The sequence below is a fragment of the Mesorhizobium sp. M6A.T.Cr.TU.017.01.1.1 genome, from assembly GCF_004023115.1.
GTDB lineage: Bacteria > Pseudomonadota > Alphaproteobacteria > Rhizobiales > Rhizobiaceae > Mesorhizobium > Mesorhizobium mediterraneum.
The window spans coordinates 32,274-47,250 of sequence record NZ_RZTA01000008.1 but is presented as its reverse complement, the minus strand read 5'-3'; the positions used below and the strand labels follow the sequence as shown (position 1 = coordinate 47,250).

Sequence of the window (14,977 nt, the reverse complement as noted above, 5' to 3'; positions counted from 1 at the left end):
CACTCTGAGCGAAACATACTGCCTTATTGCCCTATTCCCTTACTGCCCTAAAAACTTCCTCGCCGCATAAAGGCTCACCGCCGCAGCATTCGACACGTTGAGCGAGCGGATGGCGCCGGGCATGTCGAGCCGGGCGAGCGTCGTCACCGTCTCGCGCGTCTTCTGGCGCAGGCCCTTGCCTTCGGCGCCCAGCACCAATGCGATCTTTTCTCCCGAAAAACTCTTTTCGAGTTCCGCCGGCCCGTCCGAATCGAGGCCGATGGTCTGGAAGCCGGCCTCGTGCAACTGGCCGAGCGCGTCGGCGAGGTTCTTCACTTCGATCTGGTCGATATGCTCCAGCGCGCCGGAGGCCGATTTCGCCAGCACGCCGGATTCATGCGGGCTGTGGCGCGCCGTGGTGATCAGCGCGCCGGCGCCGAAGGCGACTGCCGAGCGCAAGATCGCACCGACATTGTGCGGGTCGGTGACCTGGTCGAGCACCAGCACCAGCGTCGTATCGCCGAGCGCGTCGAGGCGCTTGGGTTTTAGCGGCTCGGCCTCGATCAACACGCCTTGATGAACGGCATCGGAGCCGGTGACCTTGTCGATGTCCTTCGGTTCGACCAGCTCTGCCTCGAAGGGCAAGGCGGCGAGGTTGGCGATCGCCAGCCGCTCGGCGGCATTGCGCGTCACCAGCATCTTCCTGATCCGCCGGCTCGGATTGTCGAGTGCCGCCCGCACCGTATGCAGGCCGTAGAGCCTCACCAGGCCGTTCGCGACGGTCTCTCCCGGCGGCACCGGCTGGCGCGGCCTGAACGTCGGCGCGCCGCCGCTCTTCTCGTCTCGATGCGCACGGCGCAGCTTGGCGTAGTGGGTGTCTTTTGGGGTCTTGGGCTTGTTGTCGTTGCTCATGGCCGGTTCTATAGCCGTGTCGTCTGCGTATGGATACAGCCGCAGAACCTGCTTGTCGGGCGAGGCATCAAATTCAGCGCGTTTTGCCGGGATGTTGCGGTTGACAGTTTTGGGCGCTGCCGCCATAAGGCGCTTCGCGAAGGGCTGCTACGGCGGTTGCGACGCGTCGATGCCTCGTTGCATGGCTCCGGCGGCAGACTGGAGAGGTGCCCGAGTGGTTAAAGGGGACGGACTGTAAATCCGTTGGCTATGCCTACGTTGGTTCAAATCCAACCCTCTCCACCACTGCCGGCCCGGAAGCCCTGAAACGCGGAAGCATCGGATCGAAAAGTGCATAGCGGTTTTCGGCCGATGCCTAGCTGAAAGGCGCGGGTATAGCTCAGTGGTAGAGCAGCAGCCTTCCAAGCTGAATATGCGGGTTCGATTCCCGCTACCCGCTCCAGATTTCCATTCGCTGCTCCGTCGGGCTTCGCGCATGATCCAGAACCAAAGGTCAGCGCAAGGTTGAAACGCTTTGCGGACGGGACCGTCCGCAATTGAAATTCAAGGTGTTGGAGCTTCGTAGCGCGTCCAAGGGGCGCGGCGACCTAGCTGCTGAATTTGCTGAATATCGACGCGAGCTGATTCTGTTGCGGCACCTGTCCGTTCGGCGTCATTTGGTCGACGAGACCCGGCAAAGCCGCGGACAATTGCTTGAGCAAGTCCTGCTCGTTCAGCCCTGTCCTTTGCGCGATCTCGCGAATGACCTGCGGGCCCAACGCATTGCCCAGATCGTTGGCCTGGATGGGCTGGTTCTGCCCGGTGCCGACCCACGAATCGGCGGCATTGCCGTGGCCGGCGTCTTTCAGCTTATCGAGCAGGCCGCCCAGTCCGCCGAGCAAGCCACCGTCGGCGGATGCGGTTGTATCAGGCGGCACGGGGGCGGGGCTTTGGGCCGGATCGGTCTGGGCGGAACTTCCACCGCTCAGCATTTTTCCAACCAGCAGCGCACCGAGCGCGATCATCAGCGGCTTGGCGACGTTACCGCCGGGAACGGCATTGTCAAACAGTCCCATTGTGGATCTCCATGTCAATGTTGCCCGTCCCATCTCCACAATGACCCATTCGGGTCGAATTTCAAGCTGGTTGAGCTTTCCGTAATCATGAATTTCAAGTTGGCTTGAGCTTTGCTTAATAATGTGGAAGTAATCGGAGGCGGGGAATGGAGAGGAAAATGTCAATATTAAGCTGGATCATCCTTGGCGTTATCGCCGGCTTTATAGGCAGCAAGATCGTCAACAAGAGCGGGCAGGGCCTTGTTCTTGATATCATACTCGGGATCGTCGGCGCTGTTGTCGGCGGCCTGATCTTCAGCGCCTTTGGCGCGTCAGGCGTTACCGGCCTCAACATCTACAGCCTGATCGTCGCCGTGCTGGGATCGGTGGTCGTTCTGTGGGCCTATCACCAGTTCACCGGGAACCGGGCTCTTTAGAGATTAAAAGCCGACAGGCAAGGCGGCTTCGGCGGGCCGCCTGACGTGTTCTGGCCGGCCGCTTTCGGTCCATCCGATATCGCGGCTTTCCGCTCTGGGAAGCCGCGACTTCTCGTCCAATTTACCCGTGCGACGGTGCGGCGAGGAGCGCTCTATCTGATCCGTTTGAGAATTTCGCGGACCAGCGTGTTGAAGCCAGCTTCGAGCCCTCTGGCCAGGATTGGCCACAATTCATCGAGCAGACGTCTGAAAGCAGTTTCCAGAGCTGCGTCACGGCCGCTTCTGACAGGCAGGTCGGGCATCGACCCCATCGCCACCATGACCTGCTGGCGCAGCCGGTCGCCGCAGGCGCTCGCGCCGACGACCGTCGGGTCAAAGGGCAGGCGGCTAACATCCCATTTTCCGCGCTGCTCGATGCCGAGATTGCGCTCGACCTCGGCGTGCGAAAGAACCGTTTTGGGCGTGACCTTGATGCGATAGTATTTGCAAAGCGCGGCGACGACGACGATCAGCGCATCCCACTGCGTCCTCGTCATCGGGTATTGGCCGGCATTGAATGGTCTTTCTTCCGCCCCGGCCATGCAGCAGAGAGAAACCCCGATCGAGCCGCTGTTGCAGTTGAGGGTGTGAGCTGCGTATCCCGATTTCACCCTCCCGGAATTGAGCGTGATGGAAGGCCGGCCCCTGACGAGGCCACCATTCCCCTCGACCAGGATATGATAGGCGTCCTTGTCGGTCTCGCCTGCCGAATGCAAGCCTGCCGTCCAATGGCAAATGACCCGCTTCATCGGAACGTTGGGCATCCAGTCCGGCGGCAATGCCACAGAAAATCCCCGCAACAAATCTGGCAAACGCGATCACTATAGTTTCTTTGACAGAGAATGCGAAAACGAAACGATAATTTGGTTGAGCGTTTCTAACGTTCGGCGCTTTTGCACTTGTCGCCTAAGGCAGGATACCGGGCTGCGGCCCGCTTGTTCCTGGCTAGAGGCAAGCGGGCAACTCTGATAGGGAATTTCCGGCACGGATTTGGGCGGGATGGGCGATGTCGGGCGCAGTCGGCAATGGCGATTGAAATAAAAGAACTCGCGATCACCTATTATCCCATCCCGAAGAGTGGCAGCAGCAGCGTCAAATATGCGCTTATGGCGCTCGACGGAAAGGAAGGCTCGCTCTCCGGGTTCGACCCCGACAATGACGTTCACGGCCATTTGGCGACAAACTACGTCGACCCTTTCTTTCCCACATATGACGGACACAAGGGCCGGTTCACGATCGTCCGCGATCCCCTGGAGCGGCTTCTCTCCGCCTATTCCAGCAGGATCTCCGACACTCGGGTTCTGACCAGACCGGAGGTGGACAGGGAGAAGCTTGAAAGGCTCGGCATTCCGGTCGATCCGGACTTCGATACGTTCATTTTCAACATCGAGAAATACTGCGCCTGCTCCTGGGAGATCCAGTTCCACGTGGCGTCGCCGCGCTATTTTACCGGCTGCAGCCTGTTCCTCTTCGAACATGTCTTCAAATTCGAGCAGATGGACAGAGTGAAGGCGTTTCTATCCTCTGTAAGCGGACGGGTATTCGACCTGCCACGGCTGCAGGTCGGCGGCAGGAAAATCAGCCCTTCGGACCTGTCGCCGGCGGCGTTGGCCAAGGCGATGCGGTTTTGCCGCTACGACTATGGATTTCTCGTCGATTACTACGATCCGCAAAAATGGGGAGGCATTCCTGAAGGCGATGCCGATGATCCCTCGACGCTGCATGTTTTCGGCGATCCGGGAGCCTTGCGCGATGGCCGGATCATCTATCCCCGAACACCGCGCAATCTCTTTCACTTCATGTCCAAGCGCTCGCTTATCGAGCCGAGGATAATTCTCTAGCTGCCGGTCTGTGCCGGCTGTCCGTCAGCACCTTCGGCGTTCACCACATGCTCTTCGAATTGGGGCAGGTCGTCGGTGATTGCAAACCACTTCGCCTTGGAGCCGACAAAGATGTGATGCGTCGGGCGGATAGCCGGCTCGTCGACGAGGGTTCCCATGGCGACGTGCACGAAAGCGCCGTCGCGGACGACCGAATAGAGCAATGAGCCGCAGGTCTTGCAATGGGTGTCATGGACGGTCTCCTCGCCGAAGATCAGGAGATTGTCCTCGCCTTTGGTCAGGCTCAGCCTCTCACGCTCGATGCCGGCAAACGGCTTGAAGGCGGAACCGGTGGTGCGCCGGCAGTTCGAGCAGTGGCAATTCGCAGCGTAGATGAACTCGTCGGCCACCGCGTATTGCACGGCGCCGCACATGCACTTTCCGGCAAGCATGCGGTTGCCGGCATTCTCCTGGCTTGTCACGGGCTTCTCCATTTTAGCGGTGACCAGCTTGAACTAAGCGACCACGGTCAGCCGGCGCCTGCGCTCGTCGAGCGACACGATGGTCAGCCCGCTGGCCACCACCAGAAGAATGCCGCTGATCGCCAGCGCGTTCGGGAATTGCTGGAACACCACCAGACCCGAAATGACCGCCCAAACCGTGAAGCAGTAGTAGAACGGCGCCACCACGCCGGTTGGCCCGACGCGATAGGCCATGAAGATGAAGAAGTGGCCGAAGATCAGGAACAATCCGGCCCCGGCCATCAACAGCAGATGATGCGTCTCGGGCATTACCCAACGCTCCGACACCAAATGCGCGACGCCTGAGCCGACCAGCACCACCACCACCGCGGAAATAGCGACGATCATTCCAGGCACATCGGCGGCGACCCGCCGCCCGGCGAGATCGCGCGCGGCGGCGAATGCCGCGTTGCCGAGCGCCAGCAGGGCGTAGACCGAGATCCCCTGCATGGTCGGCTGCGCCACCATCACCGCACCGATGAAGCCGAGCCCGATCAGCGCCATGCGCAGCCCTCCGATCCGTTCGCGGAACAGGACAGAGGAGCCAATCAGCATGAGCAGGGGAGTGATCTGCCCCAAGGCGGTCGAATCGGCGATCTGCATGTTGGCCAGCGCCACCACGTAGCAAAGGATTGCCGCCAGCTCGAACAGGTTTCTCCGCAACACTCTTCTTTCGAGGATCAGCGGGATCTGCTTGGCGTAGCCCAGCGCAAACAGCAACGGGATGCCCCACAGCGTCGCCGCCGTCCCGCGCAGAAACAGCACCTCATAGGGTGGCAGCCCCACCGTCGCCAGCTTCATCATCGTGTCGTTGACGACATAGGACCCGGTCGAGAGGATCATGAACAGCGGGCCGCGGATGGCGATCGGAATGAAATGCATTGGAACAGGAAATCAGACCTGGTTAATGGCGGCAATGGGCGCCAACGGGCAAGGGAGCAGGACTTGCTTCAGTTCGCGCGGGCCATTCCGGGCCGCGAAACCGCCGGACGTATCGGGACGGCATAGACCTGCAATGCACGGCCGATCACCAGGCTGAGCACGAGCAGCGCCGAGAAGAACGCGGTGGGAGCGTATTGCGAGGGACCGCAGCCGACCAGAATGCCTGCAGCGATCACGACGGCGCTCTCTTTCGCCGAAAAGCCTGTTTTCCCCAGAAACACCAGCGGAACGGCGAGGGCTACGAAATCGTAGATGAACGCGTATGGCGAGCCGAGGATCGTCGCCGTCGCGAGAGCTGCTGCCTTGACATGGAAAGCTCCTTTTTGAAGCCATATCCAGATGATGCCGGCGCTCAGGGCTGCGATGAGAAAACCCTGCGCGACCCATGCGGTCGTCAAGCTTCCGCCAAGCGCGCGGACAAAGCCATAGAGGCTTTGAAGCTTTGAAAAATCGGCCCTGCCGTCGACGAGGATCATCCCGTTTATCTTGGCGGCGGTGTCAAAGAAGTCGGACCAGATCTGCGTGCCGAAAACGGCGATGGAAAGCACGGCCATTGCAGTGGCGGAAATGGTGGCCCATCCGATGACCCGCCAATAGCCTCCAGCGATGAGGGCAACGGGTATGATTAGACCGAACTGCGGCTTGTAGGTAAGCAGGCCGAAGAAGAGGCCGGCGAGCGCCGGGCGTTTTTCAATCGATGCGATAGCTGCGCCAAGCAGGGCGGCGGTGACGAAGCCGTTTTGCCCGACCGCTGTGTTCCAAAGCACGGGAGGCCAGGCCATGGCTGCCAGAACCGCAAGGCGTGTCTCCCCGATCAGCCGTATGGCAAAGGCATAGAACGTTATCCCGAATGCCATCCACGAAACCAACGCGGCGGGATAAGACACCAGCGCCAATGCTGCGGTCACCAGCAGGAAAGTTGGAGGATATTGCCAGGAATAATAGCCATTGAAAACGGCGCCGCTTTCAGCGGACGAGATGCTCTTGTGTATTTCCAAGTTATAGGCATCGGCTGCGTGGCCTTGCAGAACAAACTTGCCAGCGCCCCAAAATGCCAGGAAATCGGTGGCGATTGGCTGTCCGTTCGCGTCGAACAGCCAATCGCCAATCAATACCGCGATGACAAGCACGCAGAGATAGGCAAATGTCAAGCCGCAGACGGCGAGATAGATAAGACGTTGCAGGTTTTTTCCTGCCGTGAAGTCGGCTATCCGCATGGTGCCCGTTTGCCCGCGCCGCAAGGTGCCCGGGCGTTATCTTGCCCCCGTTTTCATTAAGAGTTTGTGTCGCGACTGGCCGCGGTGGTGTCCGTCTTACATTTGCGTCGCCTCATTCCCATATCGGCGTCACATCCCTGAAATCGGATCATGGGTTCGGGATCGAGTGAAAATGCGTTCGGCCACAAGGCACTTGTGTTTTTCGGCCGTAGTCGCTAATCGCCCCGCATTCGACTGAACTGAAGGTCCAGGCCGTCCAAGGAAAGAGACTATGGCAAAAGGTAAATTCGAGCGTACAAAGCCTCATGTGAACATTGGCACGATTGGCCACGTCGATCATGGCAAGACGTCGTTGACGGCGGCGATCACCAAGTATTTTGGCGAATACAAGCGCTACGACCAGATTGATGCGGCGCCTGAAGAGAAGGCGCGCGGCATCACCATCTCGACGGCGCATGTCGAATACGAGACGGCCGCCCGCCACTACGCCCATGTCGACTGCCCCGGCCACGCCGACTATGTGAAGAACATGATCACCGGCGCTGCGCAGATGGACGGCGCGATCCTGGTTGTGTCGGCCGCCGACGGCCCGATGCCGCAGACCCGCGAGCACATCCTGCTGGCCCGTCAGGTCGGCGTGCCGTCTATCGTGGTGTTTTTGAAAAAGGTCGACAAAGTCGACGACGCCGAGCTGCTCGAGCTGGTCGAGCTCGAGGTGCGTGAGCTGTTGACCAAGAACGAGTTCCCCGGCGACGACATTCCGATCGTCAAGGGCTCGGCGCTTGCGGCTCTGGAAGATTCCGACAAGAAGATCGGCGAGGACGCGATCCGCGAATTGATGGCGGCGGTCGACGCCTACATCCCGACGCCGGTTCGTCCGTTGGACAAGCCGTTCCTGATGCCGATCGAGGACGTGTTCTCGATCTCGGGCCGCGGCACGGTTGTGACCGGTCGCGTCGAGCGCGGCGTGGTCAAGGTCGGCGAGGAGCTGGAGATCATCGGCATCCGTCCGACGACCAAGACGACCTGCACCGGCGTCGAGATGTTCCGCAAGCTGCTCGACCAGGGCCAGGCCGGCGACAACATCGGCGCGCTGCTGCGCGGTGTCGACCGTGAAGGTGTCGAGCGCGGCCAGGTTCTGGCCAAGCCGGGCACGGTCAAGCCGCACAAGAAGTTCGTGGCCGAAGCCTACATCCTGACCAAGGACGAAGGTGGCCGTCACACGCCGTTCTTCACCAACTACCGGCCGCAGTTCTATTTCCGCACGACCGACGTGACCGGCATCGTGTCGCTGCCGGAAGGCACCGAGATGGTGATGCCGGGCGACAACATCACGGTCGATGTCGAGCTGATCGTGCCGATCGCCATGGAAGAGAAGCTGCGCTTCGCCATCCGTGAAGGCGGCCGCACCGTCGGTGCCGGCATCGTCGTCACCATCAAAGAGTAATCGACACCGGCACTGCCGGTCAGATCGAATGCGAAAGGGCAGTCCTCGGGCTGCCCTTTTTGCTTTCTGGGGCACCGCCGACATGCGCCTGCGCAGTCGTCCCAAACACTATTGCAAGCGTCCAAACCTCAACTAGTATAGGTTGCATCGCGGGGGCTTGCCCAAATGGTTCCATGGCACCGTTTGAATGGCCAGACATGGTGGACGCTGGGGGTGATCTGCTTGGCGTCGTTCCTTGTCATGGGACACGCTGCCTTCGCGGCGAATACAAAAAAATCCGTGCCGGATCTTGGTCCGGCGATGCGGTTTGTCGTCGTCCGCAGCAGCGCGCCTGGTTGCGAGCCGACCTGCCCGGAATGGATATCGGCTGAAGGCTCGATAGAAGCCGGCACACCGGCCCTGTTCAAACGCACGCTCAAAGCACTCGGCCGCCGAAAACTGCCTGTTGTCGTGGACTCTCCCGGCGGCAACGTCGAAGCGGCGCTGGCGCTTGGCCGGGTTCTCCGCAAGAACAAACTCGATATCGCGGTCGGCAAAACCCGGTTCACCGGTTGCCAGCCCGAAGCCAAGGACTGCAACGAGAACGATGCCAAGGGCGCTCGCTATTTCGGCAATGCCTATGCCAGCGGCGCCATCTGCAATTCCGCTTGCCCGCTGATGTTTGCCGGCGGCATCAGGCGCGTGGTCGGGCAATGGGCCTATCTCGGCGTCCATCAGATCACCACGACCTACATCCGGACGAAATTGCAGTACCGGACCACCTATCGCGTGGTGAGGGGCAAGAAGAAGGTCCTCAGCAAGAAGATCGTCGGCCGCAAGAATGCCGGCAGCTACAAGACCTACGAGATGAGCAAGTCGGTGGAGAAAAGACTGGCGGCCTATCTGAAGGAAATGGGCGTCGGCCAAGGCGTGCTCGAGACGATGAAGAACACGCCGGCCAGCACCATCCAGCAACTGGCTCCCTACGACATGCTGCAGACGAAGCTCGTTACCAGCCTGGATGCCGTCGACCTGCTGACCGCGGCAACCCTGTGCAACACCGATCCGGTGGCCCCGAACTGCAGGGAAGTACCGGCGCCGGCCGGCGATGTGGTGGCATACGCCAAGCCCGCTCCCGACGCGTCGGTCGAACGCGAAACCGTGCAGCGGGCCGATGTTGGCGATATGCGCTTCGTTCTGGTTCGAGGCAGAAGTTTTCTCTGCGATCCCAATTGTCCCGAATGGATCTCCGCGGAAGGCACGATTAGCGCTCAGACGCCGGAACGGCTGCGCCAACTGCTGGACAAGATCGGTGGTCGGCGATTGCCCGTGGTGATCAACTCGCCGGGAGGTGACGTGCTTGGCGCTCTGGCCGCCGGAAGGCTGATCCGAGAACGCAAGCTCGACGTGGCGGTTGCGCGGACGGACTTCATTGGATGCGAGCCGGACAAGGCGGATTGCACCGCCGAAGATGGCGTCTATGTCGGGCTCACGATCGATGCCAGCGGGGAGTGTGGGGCGGCCTGTCCGATCATGCTTGCCGGTGGTGTCAGGCGCCTTGTCGGCCCTCGTGCGCAATTGACCGTGGATTCCACGGGGTCGGAGCAGCAGGTCAAAACCTATCTCAAGGACATGGCGGTCGGACCCGGTCTGCTGGTGGCGATCCGGTCAGTGCCGGCTTCGCGTGATCGGCAGCTCGAACCCGACATGATGTTGAAAGTCGGGCTGACGACCGGGCTTGAATCGGTTGACGAATTTACCGGTCCGACCATCTGCAAATCGGCGCCAATGCCGGAGAATTGTCGCGTGGTTCCGACGTCCGAGGTTCAGGCTGACGCGCCCGTCAAGTTGTAAGGCGCAGGCATGCAGCCGGCCCAAGCTGGCCATCGAGGCAGGTTGAGCAACGTTCGATAGTTCCGCTATCGTCCGAAGCAAGTGACGCTCTGGCCGGTCGAGGATCGAGAATGAGCCAAAATATCCCGACATTGTTCGAATGGGCCGGCGGCACCGAAGCGCTGAATCGCCTGACCCAAACCTTCTATGACAAGGTGTCTAGGGATTCCATCGTCGGCCCGGTGTTCAACAACATGTCGCCGGACCATCCTGCGCATGTCGCCGCCTTCATCGGCGAGGTCTTTGGTGGACCGAGACCTACAGCGAGGAGCATGGCGGCCACCGCGAGATGGTGATTCACCATCTCGGCAAACACCTGAGCGAGGAACAGCGCCGCCGCTGGATCAATCTTCTCGCTGACGCTGCCGACGAGGTCGGGCTGCCCGACGATCCGGAATTCCGCTCGGCTTTCATGGCCTATTTCGAATGGGGGTCGCGGCTGGCGAAGATGAACTCGAACCTTGGCGAGACTTGCGACCCTGAGACGGAACCGATGCCGGCCTGGGGCTGGGGCGTGCCTGGCGGACCGTACAGGCCGCCGTCGGGCGGATGATCCCGATTTGGCACGAAGATTTCCGACCTGATGCTGAAAGCAGGCAGGAATGGGACGATCAGATCAGACCGCTCTTTACAGCGCGCGCGGAAGCTTTTAGGAAGCGCCTGCTGCGCCGACATGCGCACGATACGGGCATAGCTCAGTTGGTAGAGCGGCGGTCTCCAAAACCGCAGGTCGTAGGTTCGAGCCCTGCTGCCCGTGCCATTTTTCGAAATGGCCATTTCATGAAAATTGTCTGGTCTTCCACGCATCGGCCCTTTGAAAATCGCGCGGTGACTTGCCATATAGCCTGTCTTGGGGCATAAGAGGCCATAGCCGGGACGGGACGACTGGATGGTTCCGAGGCGGCGTTTGGTCATAAAGCGGACACTTGCCACTTGCGTGGATCAAGAATCGGTTTTATGTAGACGAAACAGACACGCGACGCGTGGAGCTGGGAAGCCGGCTTTACGCGTCCGATTTGCATGGGCGAAATGATTGCGCTGATTCGGCGTGAACACAGGCTCAGGCGGCACATCCCGGCCAGCGGGATCATCCAGGAGATCCGGTCAACGGGTCTCGAAGACAGGCGGCACATGGCTTCGAAAACCACAAATCCTTTCGTCTTTCTCCAGCAGGTTCGCTCGGAGACCGCCAAGGTGACTTGGCCGTCGCGGCGCGAAACGATGATTTCGACGGTGATGGTCCTGGCGTTCGCTGTGATCGCGATGATCTTTTTCTTTACCGCCGATCAGCTCATGGGCCTCGCGGTCGAGCAGATTCTGGGCATTGGACGCTAAGTCCGGCGATTACGGAGAAGTCTTGAGATGACTGCGCGGTGGTACATCGTCCACGCTTATTCGAACTTTGAAAAAAAGGTCGCCGAGGACATCGAGAACAAGGCCAAGCAGAAAGGCCTGTCCGCTGACATCGAGCAGATCGTCGTGCCGACCGAGAAGGTCGTCGAGATCCGCCGCGGCCGCAAGGTCGATGCCGAGCGCAAGTTCTTCCCGGGCTATGTGCTCCTGAAGGCCAACCTGACCGACGCGGTGTTCTCGCTCGTGAAGAACACGCCGAAGGTCACCGGCTTCCTGGGTGACTCGAAGCCGGTGCCGATCACCGAGGCCGAGGCCCAGCGCATCCTGAACCAGGTGCAGGAAGGCGTCGAGCGGCCGAAGCCGTCGGTCACTTTCGAGATCGGCGAGGCGATCCGCGTCTCGGACGGTCCGTTCGCATCGTTCAACGGTTTCGTCCAGGAAGTGGACGAGGAGCGGGCGCGGCTCAAGGTGGAAGTTTCGATCTTCGGGCGCGCCGTGCCGGTCGATCTCGAATTCGGACAGGTCGAAAAGGGCTGATCCGAAATCCTTGTCGCCCATTCGGCGGTGAGGGGAGGCGGCGTGGAACTCGCGGCCAACACAGGTGGGAGGCGAGTGCGGCTTTAGCCGGCCACAGGAACCGCACCACCAGACTGCAACCGCCGGTGTTGCCCACATGGTGGGGCCGGCATGAGATGAAGGCAGGAAGAGATGGCTAAGAAAATTGCAGGCCAGCTCAAGCTCCAGGTTTCCGCGGGTTCGGCTACGCCGTCGCCCCCGATCGGACCGGCGCTTGGTCAGCGCGGCATCAACATCATGGAGTTCTGCAAGGCGTTCAACGCGCAGACCCAAGAAATGGAAAAGGGATCGCCGGTTCCGGTCGTGATCACCTATTACCAGGACAAGTCGTTCACCTTCGTCATGAAGACGCCGCCGGTGAGCTACTTCCTGAAGAAGGCCGCAAACCTGAAGTCGGGCTCGAAGGAGCCGGGCAAGGTCAAGGCCGGCACGATCGGCCGCGACAAGGTGCGCGCCATCGCCGAGCAGAAGATGAAGGATCTGAACGCAACCGATATCGAGGGGGCCATGCGCATGGTCGAGGGCTCCGCCCGCTCGATGGGTCTGGAAGTGGTGGGCTGAGATCATGGCAAAGATTGCAAAGCGTGTATCGAAGACCCGCGAAGGCATCGATCCCAACAAGGCCTATGCCTTGGGTGATGCGCTGAAGCTGCTCAAGGACCGGTCCTCGGTGAAGTTCGACGAGACCGTTGAAGTCGCGATGAACCTGGGTGTCGACCCGCGCCATGCCGACCAGATGGTCCGTGGCGTGGTCAATTTGCCGAACGGCACCGGCCGTACCGTCCGCGTCGCCGTTTTCGCGCGTGGTGACAAGGCCGAGGAAGCCAAGGCGGCCGGCGCCGATATCGTTGGCGCCGAGGATCTGGTCGACATCGTCCAGAAGGGCACGATCGACTTCGATCGCTGCATCGCCACGCCGGACATGATGCCGCTGGTCGGCCGTCTGGGCAAGGTGCTCGGCCCGCGCGGCATGATGCCGAACCCGAAGGTCGGCACCGTCACCACTGACGTCACCGCCGCCGTCAAGGCGTCGAAGGGCGGCGCCGTCGAGTTCCGCGTCGAGAAGGCCGGCATCGTGCATGGCGGCGTCGGCAAGATCTCGTTCGACATCAAGGCGCTGGAAGAGAACGTCCGCGCGTTCGCCGACGCAGTGAACAAGGCGAAGCCGGCTGGCGCCAAGGGCAACTACGTCAAGAAGGTGTCGGTCACCTCGACGATGGGCCCGGGCCTCAAGCTCGACGTCTCGACGCTGGCAGCGTCCTGATACGACCTATTTGGATCGGACGCTAAAGGGCCGATCCGCAAGCAGAATTCCGGGCCTCCGATTTATCTTGGCGGCCCGGTACCGGAAGTCGGAAGGCTTCCGGACATCCTGTCCGAGATTGCGGGCGGCCCCAAGCCTTAGTTCAAGGGGGGCCTTAATTCATGTGGGCCTGCATGAGACGGGTGAAGACCGGACAACGGAGCGACTGCTCCAATGAAAGGTTCGAACCGTGTTTGCCTTTTGTCTGCGCACCATTCGGCTTGCCGGCTGGTGTGGCGAAAGGGGGCAGGATCCTCGAGCGTCGTTCGGGAGATCCGTTACTGGATGGCCCGGCCGGCAAAAGGCAACCCGACGCCTGTCCTCGTGAAAAGGGCAGGGGTCAACTGGAGATAGGCAGTGGACAGAGCGGAAAAACGCGAACTCGTCACGGGCCTGAATGAAGCGTTTTCGGGCGCTGGTTCAGTCGTCGTGGCCCACTACGCCGGTATTACCGTCGCGCAAATGAACGACCTTCGGTCGAAAATGCGTGTCGCCGGTGGCACCGTCAAAGTCGCGAAGAACCGTCTCGCCAAAATCGCTCTTCAGGGCACGGACTCCGCATCGATCATCGACCTGTTCAAGGGACAGACGCTGATCGCCTATTCGGAGGATCCGATTGCGGCGCCGAAGGTCGCGTCCGATTTCGCCAAGGGAAATGACAAGCTCGTCATTCTCGGCGGCGCAATGGGCACCACCTCGCTCAACGCCGACGGTGTGAAGGCACTCGCCACACTTCCGTCGCTCGATGAGCTGCGCGGCAGGCTGGTTGGCATGATCGCCACGCCGGCAACCCGGATCGCCCAGATCGTCAATGCGCCTGCGGCTTCGGTCGCGCGTGTCATCGGCGCTTACGCCCGGAAGGACGAGGCGGCATGAGGCCGTTCCTCGCTATCACAAACACACGTTCGAACCTTATGAAGGAATATTGCAATGGCTGATCTGGCAAAGATCGTAGACGACCTTTCGAAGCTGACCGTCCTTGAGGCGGCCGAGCTGTCGAAGCTTCTGGAAGAAAAGTGGGGCGTTTCCGCAGCTGCTCCGGTGGCGGTTGCCGCCGCTGGCGGTGCTGCGGCCGCAGCTGCTCCGGTCGAGGAAAAGACGGAATTCGACGTCGTCCTCACCGAGGCGGGTGCTCAGAAGATCAACGTCATCAAGGAAGTTCGCGCCATCACTGGTCTTGGCCTCAAGGAAGCCAAGGACCTGGTCGAGGCGGCTCCGAAGCCGGTCAAGGAAGCTGTTTCCAAGGCCGACGCGGACAAGTTCAAGGCCCAGCTGGAAGCAGCCGGCGCCAAGGTCGAACTGAAGTAAGCGTTTGATACCGGCGGGCGGCTTCGCGCCGTCCGCCACTCCCTTGGCGCGAAGGGAGGCTGCGTAACGCGAAGAGCACGAAAACCTCTTTCCTGAGGGCCGTAAACCGGCCTTCAGGAAACGGGTTTTCTCCCGTTTTGGCCGGCCACCGACAGGTGGCGGGTGAACAAATTAAAGGCCGCCGCCGAGGTGGCCGAGAATGCAAGGCGAGCCGCGG

Annotated in this window: 16 protein-coding genes, 3 tRNA genes and 1 pseudogene; 14 read left to right on the top strand and 6 right to left on the bottom strand. The window is 60.9% G+C overall.

Features of this window, described 5'->3' with window-relative positions; genetic code table 11:
• Positions 1 to 39: 39 nt before the first annotated feature.
• Positions 40 to 891, bottom strand: coding sequence for an RNA methyltransferase (locus tag EOB36_RS04235; protein WP_127205705.1), 852 nt, complete (start codon positions 889 to 891; stop codon positions 40 to 42).
• A gap of 200 nt (positions 892 to 1,091) precedes the next feature.
• Here EOB36_RS04235 and EOB36_RS04230 point away from each other — a divergent pair.
• Positions 1,092 to 1,176: transfer RNA gene (locus EOB36_RS04230), tRNA-Tyr, on the top strand.
• Positions 1,177 to 1,259: 83 nt separating this feature from the next.
• Positions 1,260 to 1,333 (top strand) — tRNA-Gly (locus EOB36_RS04225).
• A 145-nt stretch (positions 1,334 to 1,478) separates the two neighbouring features.
• Here EOB36_RS04225 and EOB36_RS04220 read toward each other — a convergent pair.
• A complete protein-coding gene (locus tag EOB36_RS04220; RefSeq protein ID WP_126107505.1) occupies positions 1,479 to 1,946 on the bottom strand; it encodes a YidB family protein in 468 nt (155 codons plus the stop codon).
• Positions 1,947 to 2,104: 158 nt separating this feature from the next.
• On the opposite strand from EOB36_RS04220, the gene EOB36_RS04215 reads away from it, so the two are divergent.
• Positions 2,105 to 2,362, top strand: a complete 258-nt coding sequence (locus EOB36_RS04215; RefSeq protein WP_095489451.1) for a GlsB/YeaQ/YmgE family stress response membrane protein — start codon at positions 2,105 to 2,107, stop codon at positions 2,360 to 2,362.
• Between the two features lie 152 nt (positions 2,363 to 2,514).
• Here EOB36_RS04215 and EOB36_RS04210 read toward each other — a convergent pair whose 3' ends face one another.
• On the bottom strand, positions 2,515 to 3,186 hold the full coding sequence (locus tag EOB36_RS04210) for a peptidoglycan recognition family protein (RefSeq protein WP_245467599.1): 672 nt from the start codon (positions 3,184 to 3,186) through the stop codon (positions 2,515 to 2,517).
• A 240-nt stretch (positions 3,187 to 3,426) separates the two neighbouring features.
• Here EOB36_RS04210 and EOB36_RS04205 point away from each other — a divergent pair, with 240 nt between their 5' ends.
• Complete coding sequence (locus EOB36_RS04205; protein WP_128284353.1) at positions 3,427 to 4,242, top strand: sulfotransferase family 2 domain-containing protein; 816 nt, start codon at positions 3,427 to 3,429, stop codon at positions 4,240 to 4,242.
• On the opposite strand, the gene EOB36_RS04200 is transcribed toward EOB36_RS04205, so the two are convergent.
• The 3 genes from EOB36_RS04200 to EOB36_RS04190 form a co-directional block, all read right to left on the bottom strand.
• Positions 4,239 to 4,673 (bottom strand): GFA family protein, encoded by a 435-nt coding sequence (locus EOB36_RS04200; RefSeq protein WP_245467604.1) that lies wholly within the window; start codon positions 4,671 to 4,673, stop codon positions 4,239 to 4,241. The two genes, EOB36_RS04205 and EOB36_RS04200, sit on opposite strands and share 4 nt — an antisense overlap.
• Positions 4,674 to 4,736: 63 nt before the next feature.
• A complete protein-coding gene (locus EOB36_RS04195; RefSeq protein ID WP_126106710.1) occupies positions 4,737 to 5,624 on the bottom strand; it encodes a DMT family transporter in 888 nt (295 codons plus the stop codon).
• Positions 5,625 to 5,692: 68 nt separating this feature from the next.
• Positions 5,693 to 6,814 carry a glycosyltransferase family 87 protein gene (locus tag EOB36_RS04190; RefSeq protein ID WP_164897448.1) on the bottom strand — a complete coding sequence of 374 codons (1,122 nt, stop codon included), beginning with the start codon at positions 6,812 to 6,814 and terminating at the stop codon, positions 5,693 to 5,695.
• Between the two features lie 358 nt (positions 6,815 to 7,172).
• On the opposite strand from EOB36_RS04190, the gene tuf reads away from it, so the two are divergent.
• The 10 genes and pseudogenes from tuf (at position 7,173) to rplL (ending at position 14,760) form a co-directional block, all read left to right on the top strand.
• A complete protein-coding gene (gene tuf, locus EOB36_RS04185) occupies positions 7,173 to 8,348 on the top strand; it encodes an elongation factor Tu (RefSeq protein ID WP_128284350.1) in 1,176 nt (391 codons plus the stop codon).
• 165 nt (positions 8,349 to 8,513) lie between these two features.
• Positions 8,514 to 10,181: a hypothetical protein gene (locus tag EOB36_RS04180; protein WP_128284349.1), complete on the top strand. Its 1,668-nt coding sequence runs from the start codon at positions 8,514 to 8,516 to the stop codon at positions 10,179 to 10,181.
• Between the two features lie 110 nt (positions 10,182 to 10,291).
• Positions 10,292 to 10,773 (top strand): annotated as a pseudogene (locus EOB36_RS04175) (group II truncated hemoglobin).
• Positions 10,774 to 10,904: 131 nt separating this feature from the next.
• A tRNA-Trp gene (locus EOB36_RS04170) sits at positions 10,905 to 10,980 on the top strand.
• A gap of 371 nt (positions 10,981 to 11,351) precedes the next feature.
• Entirely contained in the window at positions 11,352 to 11,555 is a 204-nt protein-coding gene (gene secE / locus EOB36_RS04165; RefSeq protein ID WP_029352158.1) for a preprotein translocase subunit SecE, read from the top strand.
• A gap of 27 nt (positions 11,556 to 11,582) precedes the next feature.
• Positions 11,583 to 12,110: a transcription termination/antitermination protein NusG gene (gene nusG / locus EOB36_RS04160; RefSeq protein ID WP_006333333.1), complete on the top strand. Its 528-nt coding sequence runs from the start codon at positions 11,583 to 11,585 to the stop codon at positions 12,108 to 12,110.
• Positions 12,111 to 12,281: 171 nt separating this feature from the next.
• Positions 12,282 to 12,710 (top strand): 50S ribosomal protein L11, encoded by a 429-nt coding sequence (rplK, locus tag EOB36_RS04155; protein WP_023798121.1) that lies wholly within the window; start codon positions 12,282 to 12,284, stop codon positions 12,708 to 12,710.
• A gap of 4 nt (positions 12,711 to 12,714) precedes the next feature.
• The gene (gene rplA / locus EOB36_RS04150) at positions 12,715 to 13,413 is read left to right on the top strand and encodes a 50S ribosomal protein L1 (RefSeq protein ID WP_128284348.1); all 699 of its coding nucleotides are present in this window, start codon (positions 12,715 to 12,717) and stop codon (positions 13,411 to 13,413) included.
• Positions 13,414 to 13,809: 396 nt separating this feature from the next.
• The gene (gene rplJ, locus EOB36_RS04145; RefSeq protein WP_065011395.1) at positions 13,810 to 14,328 is read left to right on the top strand and encodes a 50S ribosomal protein L10; all 519 of its coding nucleotides are present in this window, start codon (positions 13,810 to 13,812) and stop codon (positions 14,326 to 14,328) included.
• 54 nt (positions 14,329 to 14,382) lie between these two features.
• Positions 14,383 to 14,760 carry a 50S ribosomal protein L7/L12 gene (rplL, locus tag EOB36_RS04140; RefSeq protein ID WP_023680442.1) on the top strand — a complete coding sequence of 126 codons (378 nt, stop codon included), beginning with the start codon at positions 14,383 to 14,385 and terminating at the stop codon, positions 14,758 to 14,760.
• Positions 14,761 to 14,977 lie beyond the last annotated feature (217 nt).

Bases quoted from the DNA above. Each gene is read 5' to 3' on its own strand.
- EOB36_RS04235 (WP_127205705.1), bottom strand. From the start codon at position 891: ATGAGCAACGACAACAAGCCCAAGACCCCAAAAGACACCCACTACGCC.
- secE (WP_029352158.1), top strand. From the start codon at position 11,352: ATGGCTTCGAAAACCACAAATCCTTTCGTCTTTCTCCAGCAGGTTCGC.
- tuf (WP_128284350.1), top strand. From the start codon at position 7,173: ATGGCAAAAGGTAAATTCGAGCGTACAAAGCCTCATGTGAACATTGGC.
- EOB36_RS04195 (WP_126106710.1), bottom strand. From the start codon at position 5,624: ATGCATTTCATTCCGATCGCCATCCGCGGCCCGCTGTTCATGATCCTC.
- nusG (WP_006333333.1), top strand. From the start codon at position 11,583: ATGACTGCGCGGTGGTACATCGTCCACGCTTATTCGAACTTTGAAAAA.
- EOB36_RS04215 (WP_095489451.1), top strand. From the start codon at position 2,105: ATGTCAATATTAAGCTGGATCATCCTTGGCGTTATCGCCGGCTTTATA.
- EOB36_RS04205 (WP_128284353.1), top strand. From the start codon at position 3,427: ATGGCGATTGAAATAAAAGAACTCGCGATCACCTATTATCCCATCCCG.
- rplK (WP_023798121.1), top strand. From the start codon at position 12,282: ATGGCTAAGAAAATTGCAGGCCAGCTCAAGCTCCAGGTTTCCGCGGGT.
- rplL (WP_023680442.1), top strand. From the start codon at position 14,383: ATGGCTGATCTGGCAAAGATCGTAGACGACCTTTCGAAGCTGACCGTC.
- EOB36_RS04180 (WP_128284349.1), top strand. From the start codon at position 8,514: ATGGTTCCATGGCACCGTTTGAATGGCCAGACATGGTGGACGCTGGGG.
- EOB36_RS04200 (WP_245467604.1), bottom strand. From the start codon at position 4,673: ATGCTTGCCGGAAAGTGCATGTGCGGCGCCGTGCAATACGCGGTGGCC.
- rplA (WP_128284348.1), top strand. From the start codon at position 12,715: ATGGCAAAGATTGCAAAGCGTGTATCGAAGACCCGCGAAGGCATCGAT.
- EOB36_RS04220 (WP_126107505.1), bottom strand. From the start codon at position 1,946: ATGGGACTGTTTGACAATGCCGTTCCCGGCGGTAACGTCGCCAAGCCG.